Raw genomic sequence first — 7219 nt, forward strand, 5'->3', positions numbered from 1 at the left:
ATAGTTAACGTAAAAATTTGTCTTGTTTTGACAGATAAAAGTCTTTTTGTACAACACCGCCCGCTATCTTGTGCGAAAAGGAGATGGTCTGATATTTGGGCCAAAGCGAAACATGGCAAAAAAAGAATTGACCGGCGTTAATCTGCTGCTCGAAGGGCCTTTATTCAAATCGCTGATGACGTTGGCCTTCCCCCTGGTGCTGGCCCAACTGCTACAGGCCACCTACCAGCTGATAGATGCGTTTTGGGTGGGCCGGCTGGGCGGCAATGCGGTGGCCGCAGTGTCGGTTACCACACCCATTACTTTCGTTTCCATCGCCATTGGCAGTGGTTTTTCCATTGCAGGTTCCGTACTGATTGCCCAGTTTGTGGGTGCCCGTAACCAGCGGATGGTCAATCATGTGGCCGCACAAACGATGTTGATGGTTTTCCTCGTATCGGTGGTGCTGGCCATAGCCGGTTTCTTAATAGCCCCCGGAATCCTAACGCTGATGGGCGTGAGTGAGGCTGTGTACGAAGGAGCCTTGAAGTTTATGCGGGTATCGTTCGTGGGGCTGCCTTTCAATTTTATGTTCATTATGTTCATGTCGTTTATGCGCAGCGTAGGGCGGCCTGCCATTCCGCTGTACATTATTATGGGCACGGTTACCCTCAATTATATTCTCGATCCCATCTTTATATTTGGCCGCGGCAGTATTCCGGCTATGGGTGTAATGGGCGCAGCGGTGGCCACCCTCAGTACCCAGATCCTTGCACTTTGCATTGGAATGAGCATATTGTTGCGGGGCAAACGCGGGGTACACATCCGGTTCAGCGACTTTACACCTGACTGGCAATATATTAAGCAGGCTTTTAATCTCGGTCTTCCCGCATCTATCGAGCAATCGATGCGTGGGCTGGGGCTTACGATGATGACTTTCCTGATCACCTCCTTTGGTACTGTAACCCTGGCATCATTTGGCGTAGGCTCCAATGTGCTGCAGGTGGTAATGATACCCGCCCTGGGCTTTTCGCAGGCTATTTCTACCGTAGTGGCGCAAAACATGGGGGCCGGACAAATAGACAGGGCCGAGCGGCTGGGCAGGCTGGGAGGGGTTATTGCCTTTTCTACCCTCACACTGGCCGGCATATTAGCTTTTGTATTTGCCACCAGGCTGGTGGCGGTGTTTGTACCAGAAGATCCGGCGGTAATTGCGGGAGGCGCTAATTACCTGCGTACCATGTCGCTTGCCTGGGGCTTTCTGGGCTTCCAACTGGCGATGACGGGGGTATTTAAAGGTTCAGGCAACATGGTGGTGTCGATGATCATCGCACTGGTATCGATTTGGGTATTACAATTCCCGATCGCGTATGTACTGTCGCGGCACACCACACTGGGCGTACAGGGGCTTTGGCTGGCTTTTCCATCTTCCAACATTATTATAGCCCTGGTTTCATTGGGTGTTTTCTTAAAAGGCGACTGGAAAAAGAAACGACTTACCAAAGAGGTAAACGAGGAGGAAGCGCTTACCATGGACGTAAACAAGGAAACGCTGGTGGAGGAGGGAATACGGTAAAAAGAACGGGCAAAACAGCTTATTGTTTTGCCCAGTCTTAAATGGGGTAGAAATGGAGAAGTGCCGCTGTTAGTTAATTTGGTACTTAAATTTCCTCTTTATTTAGCAATACACTACGAACAGAAAGACCATTTAATATCACATCCGGGCGGTAAATAATTCCTGTTTTGGCCTTATAATTGGATAAATTTCAGCATATGGCAAAAAAAGCGGCTGGTATTTTATTATTTAGAAGGAAGCAGAAAGTCGTCCAGTTTTTCCTGGTCCACCCGGGTGGGCCGTTCTGGAAAAACAAGGACGAGGGGGTGTGGAGTATTCCGAAAGGAGAGTATGAAGACGATGAAGACCCTTTCCACGCGGCCATTCGCGAGTTTTCTGAGGAAACGGGTATTAGTATTTCGGGCGATTTTATAAAGCTTACGCCGGTGCGGCAACGCTCGGGGAAAATAGTGAACGCCTGGGGACTGGAAGGGGATCCGAACATCGCTAACCTGGTTTCTAATACTTTTTCGCTGGAATGGCCGCCAAAATCCGGTATGTTTGTGGAGGTTCCGGAAATAGACCGGGGTGAATGGTTCGGGGAAAAGGAAGCCAGAATTAAGATCAACCCAGGCCAGTTGGGCCTGATAGACGAACTGCTTTCCTTGATCTGACCCTGCCCGGGATAAGAAGGCACTCATTTTTATAGTTTAAACACACGTAATTATGGCAAAAGAAACGAAAAAAGCCGGCGCCGGATTAGCGGCCCCTTTAACTCCAAGCCCTGAACTGGCAGCAGTAATCGGTAATACGCCGATGCCCAGAACAGAAATGACCAAAAAAATCTGGGATTACATCAAGGAAAAAGGTCTGCAGGACCCTGCAAACAAAAGGATGATCAATGCCGATGAAAAACTGTTGAAAGTATTTAATGGCAAACAACAGATTTCCATGTTTGAACTGGCCAAGGTAATGAGCAGCCACGTTAAGTAACTGCTTTCCTGAATCGTATATGGGATGCCACTGCTTTCGGGCGGTGGCATTTTCCATTTTTGACACGGATATACGATATTTGTTGTTCTAACACAGAATTATGGAAAGGATGTTCAGCTTTAGGAAGATAGATCATGTGGCCATTACTATCCCGGCCGGTAAAAAGGAAGACGCAAAAGCCTTTTACGGCGGCATACTTGAACTGGTAGAAATTCCCGGTACACACCCCAGGGAAGCTGTTTGGTACGAGCTGGCCGACATACAGCTGCATATTGTGGAGGAAGCTATGACCGGCCCTGTTTCTGGCAGGCACCCCGCTTTTGAGGTCGATAACCTCGATAAAGCGAAAGACTTCCTGGTGTCGCACGGCATTCAGGTATCTTACTCCTCTGTGATTGAAGGTCGCGAACGACTGTTCTTCCGCGACCCTTTTGGCAACAGGATAGAACTGATAGAATATTTGAAATAATATTTCCGGGTATACGGAGTAACCCCCGGGCAGTATCACTACCCAGGGGTTTTTATGTTCTTTTAATCACTTTTTAAGCTTTTTAACGGGCTGTTCACCGCTGCCTTAATCGCCTGCAAACTCACGGTGCTAAGCGTTATGAGTACTGCCACCAGTCCCGCCACCGCAAACATCCACCAGCTAATGGTAACGCGGTAGGCAAAATGATCGAGCCAGCGGTCCATACCCCACCAGGCGGCCGGAGCCGCAATGCAGAACGAAATCAGCACCAGTTTTAAAAAATCTTTCGATAGCAGTTGAATGATGCCACTCACGCTGGCCCCCAGTATTTTGCGGATGCTAATTTCCTTGGCCCGCTGTTCCGCATTAAAAGCCGCAAGTCCAAACAATCCTAAACAGGAAATGAAAATGGCTACCAGCGTAAACGCATTAATGATACGCGATAGCGTAACCTCGGTTTGATAAAGTTTTTGCAGCTGCTCGTCCATAAACGTATAGGTGAATGGATAGCCCTTCACATGTTGTTGCCAAAGTTCATTCATCTTTTGCAGCAAAGCCGTATAGTCGCTGCTGCGCACACTCACCAGCAGGTTGCCCGCTGTTTGCGGCTGCCGGTGATAGATCAGCATAAATGGTTTTACATTTTCGTATAACGACTGCAGGTTGAAGTCCTTCATCACTCCCGCAATTTCCACCGGCGCACTGTCGTCGGTAAACAGGCGTGTGCCGGGCGCATCGATAACATTGAGCCCAAGTTGCCTGGCCATCGTTTCGTTAATGAGTACCCGGCCCGAATCGCCCGCATGAAAACTACGGCCGCTCAGTATCGGTATGTCCAGCGCTGTGGTGAAATGTTCGTCGGTGGTAATGTTGAGCTGATGCACAGAATGTGCCTTGTCGCCACCGGCGAGGTATACGCCCCAGTTGTTGTATTCGCCCTGTCCTGGCAAAGCAGTGGTACGGCATATAGCTTTCACCTCCGGCAATTGTTTTAAGGCTTCTACAAAGGCAGGCGATTGCACTTTGGCCTCGTTGGTCGGGAAGCGGAATACAAGCTGCTGCGTTTTATCGAACCCGAGGTCTTTGCTGCGGATGTACTGCAACTGGCTGTAAATAACGATGATGCCCGTAATGAGCGCTATCGACACCACAAACTGGAATACGACCAGCGAACGGCGAATGCCCGCAGCGGAAATATGGTTCGAAAAATTACCTTTCAACACTTTTACCGCCTGGAAGGCCGACAGGTAAAAGGCAGGGTAACTGCCCGCCGCGAGACCTGTTATTACAACAATGCCGGCCAGTGCAGCCCAAATTTTATAATCGCGTAAAAAACCGGTGTCAATGTTGGCCTGGGTCAGTTGGTTCAGCCAGGGAAGCGCCATTATCAACAAGGGGATGGCAATTAGCACACCCAGTAACGATAATAGGAACGATTCGCTCAGGAACTGGCCGACCAGGCTGTATTTGCCCGCGCCAATCACTTTGCGCACGCCTACTTCGCGGGCGCGTTGTGCGGCACGTGCGGTAGACAGGTTCATGAAGTTGATACAGGCGATCAGTTGTACCAGCACCGCGATCACTATCAATATATAAAGAAAGGTACGGTTAACCGGGTGGCCGGTTTCCGCGCCCAACCCCGCTGTGGTATGCACTGCCGACAGCGGTTGCAGGATCAGTTTTTTCTCCATGCCACCCTGTTTAAGCTCTTGCCCGCCATACTTTTCAACAAAGGCAGGTAGCTGCCGTTCCAGTGCTTCCGCGCTGGCGTGTGGATTTAGTTTGATATAGGAATACGTGAAGTTGTTGCCCGACCAGGTATTAATGCCGGCAAGGCCTTCACCGTAACCGCTGATGCAAATGAACATGCCGGCCTCCAGGTGTGTGGCACCCAGGCTCTCGTCGAACACGCCGGTAACCTTCAGCGGGAGCTTTTCCCAGGCGTTGTCCAGTTCTACGAGCTGGCCCACCGGGTTTTCACGGCCAAATAACTTTTCCGCCACGTCTTTACGCAGCACCATCGTATATGGTTCTTTAAAGGCCGTCTGCGGATTGCCGTATACAAAGTGATAATTAAAAATGTCGAAGAAAGTGGAGTCGGCCAGCAGCGCTTGCGGCTCGTAGTAGGTATTGCCTTTGTAGCGTAGCAGGTGCTGGCTTACGCCCAGCGTGGGAATAACCCTCGTATATTGAATAATTTCCCCGAAGTCCCGTTTCATGGCGGGTGCAATGGGCGGGGAGGCCGTAGCCATCAGGCGTTTGCCACCAGAGAAGCTGAGGTCTGAAGTAATGCGGTAAATATCACCTGCGTTCTTATGGTGCCGGTCGTAGCGCATGTGCCCCGTAACATAACAAAGTATGTAAAGGCAGCACAAGGTGCCGGTGGCCAGCCCGAAAATATTGATAAAGGTGAAGGTTTTGTTCTTTAGCAAAAACCGTAACGACGATTTGAGGTAACTTTTAAACATGATGGCGTGAGGTTTATCGATGCGTACGAAATTGGTGCCATTTCATTTTTGTGTTGATTTTCAACTAATTTGAAGCTATTGCCTGTCCGTTTTTGATACAGTAGATTGTCCGCTTCCGGACTGGAAATGTTTTATATTTGAAGGATTCTTTTACCACCAGATAAACGTATGATGAATATCCGCCTATTTTTGCCGGCCCTGCTTATTTCCGCCGCCAGCTTTGCACAGGTTAAAAACAATGATGCCCGTATCCGCTACACCGGCCGTGTTTTAGTTACCGATTCCGCCACTTTGTTATCATGGTCTGCCACGTCCGCCAAAGTGAATTTTAAAGGAACGGGTATAAAAGTAATGTTGAAAGATGAAAAAGGCGTTAGTACTTATAATGTCATTGTAGATGGTAAAGTAACCGCCAAACTGCAGCCCGATACCACGAAGAAATTATATACACTGGCCGCGGGTTTACGTCCCGGCAAACATACGGTAGAACTGTTTAAGAGAACAGAGTACGAACATGGTAAAACCTGGCTGTACGAGTTTCGCCCGGCGAAGAAAACTGTATTGCTGGAGGCACCGGCCGCTGCGCAGCGTAAGATCGAATTTTTCGGCAACTCCATTACCTGCGCCTATGGCGTAGAAGACAGCAGCGGCAAAGACCGTGGCACTGCACCGTACGAAAACGCTTACCTGAGTTACGCCACTATCGCTGCCCGTCACTTCAATGCCGATGTACACCTTACCGCCAAAAGCGGTATCGGCATCATGATTAGCTGGGCGCCCGTAATAATGCCCGAAATCTACGACCGCACGGTAGCCACCGATCCAAACAGTAAATGGGATTTCTCCACCTATACACCGGATGTAGTGGTGATCAACCTGTTCCAGAACGATTCCTGGCTGGTGAATAACCCAACACACGCGCAGTTCGAAGCACGTTTCCATGGTAAAAAGCCAGAGGAACCGCAAATCATAGCAGCCTACGCCGGTTTCGTTAAAACCATCCGCAGTAAATATCCTGACGCCACTATCATTTGTGCATTAGGTAACATGGATATCACCAGGAAAGGGTCGCCATGGCCAGGTTATGTAGAAAAGGTAGTGGCCTCGCTGAACGATGCACATATCTATACCCATTTCTTCCCTTACAAAAACACCCCCGGCCACCCACAGGTGTCGGAGCAGCAGGCAATGGCGAAGAGTTTGATTGCATTTATTGAGGAGAAGGTGAAGTGGTAGGTTAGATATAAATTCCTATTTTACAACCGCTTTTATATCTAATCATTCCCCCACAAATGCAAACCATAGAAACAAACATATGCATCATTGGCGCCGGCCCCGCAGGCGCTACCACAGCGCTGCAATTGGCGTATAGCGGTGTTAACTGCACGCTCGTCGACAAGGCCGTTTTTCCCCGTGATAAGGTGTGCGGCGATGGCCTTAGCGGCAAAGTACTGACACTACTCGGCCGCATCGATCCGGGTATCGCAGCAAGACTGCTGGCTGCTAACTTTAAGCTCGATAGCTGGGGTGTTAATTTCGTAGCGGCTAACCGCATTGGTATCGACATTCCTTATAAAGCCAATTATCAGAAACTGCCTGGTGAACCGAGAGGTTTTGTGTGTAAAAGAATGGACTTCGATAATTTCCTGGTCGACGAAGTGAAGCGCCGTTCTGAAGTGACGTTGATGGAAGGCGTGGATATCACCAAACATACTTTGCAGGACGATGGCTACCTGCTCACTGACAATAAAGGGA

At 49.4% G+C, this 7219-nt stretch carries 7 protein-coding genes; 6 read left to right on the forward strand and 1 reads right to left on the reverse strand.

The genetic code is table 11. The features are described from left to right. Nucleotides 1-112 precede the first annotated feature (112 nt). The 4 genes from QZT80_RS18740 (at nt 113) to QZT80_RS18755 (ending at nt 2996) form a co-directional block, all read left to right on the forward strand. Entirely contained in the window at nt 113-1555 is a 1443-nt protein-coding gene (locus QZT80_RS18740) for an MATE family efflux transporter (protein WP_295125568.1), read from the forward strand. A gap of 197 nt (nt 1556-1752) precedes the next feature. Beyond that, nucleotides 1753-2208, forward strand: coding sequence for an NUDIX domain-containing protein (locus QZT80_RS18745; RefSeq protein ID WP_295125570.1), 456 nt, complete (start codon nt 1753-1755; stop codon nt 2206-2208). Nucleotides 2209-2260: 52 nt separating this feature from the next. After that, nucleotides 2261-2527 (forward strand): SWIB/MDM2 domain-containing protein, encoded by a 267-nt coding sequence (locus QZT80_RS18750; RefSeq protein WP_264282392.1) that lies wholly within the window; start codon nt 2261-2263, stop codon nt 2525-2527. Nucleotides 2528-2627: 100 nt separating this feature from the next. Continuing rightward, a complete protein-coding gene (locus QZT80_RS18755; protein WP_295125579.1) occupies nt 2628-2996 on the forward strand; it encodes a VOC family protein in 369 nt (122 codons plus the stop codon). Nucleotides 2997-3058: 62 nt separating this feature from the next. Here the strand turns inward: QZT80_RS18755 and QZT80_RS18760 are convergent, their stop codons facing one another. Then, entirely contained in the window at nt 3059-5464 is a 2406-nt protein-coding gene (locus QZT80_RS18760) for an ABC transporter permease (RefSeq protein ID WP_295125582.1), read from the reverse strand. Between the two features lie 168 nt (nt 5465-5632). Here QZT80_RS18760 and QZT80_RS18765 point away from each other — a divergent pair, with 168 nt between their 5' ends. After that, entirely contained in the window at nt 5633-6700 is a 1068-nt protein-coding gene (locus QZT80_RS18765) for an SGNH/GDSL hydrolase family protein (RefSeq protein ID WP_295125585.1), read from the forward strand. Between the two features lie 56 nt (nt 6701-6756). After that, nucleotides 6757-7219, forward strand: a 463-nt coding sequence (locus QZT80_RS18770; protein WP_295125587.1) for an FAD-dependent monooxygenase, incomplete at its 3' end; no start/stop codon positions are given.

The sequence above is a fragment of the uncultured Chitinophaga sp. genome (assembly GCF_902168175.1).
GTDB lineage: Bacteria > Bacteroidota > Bacteroidia > Chitinophagales > Chitinophagaceae > Chitinophaga.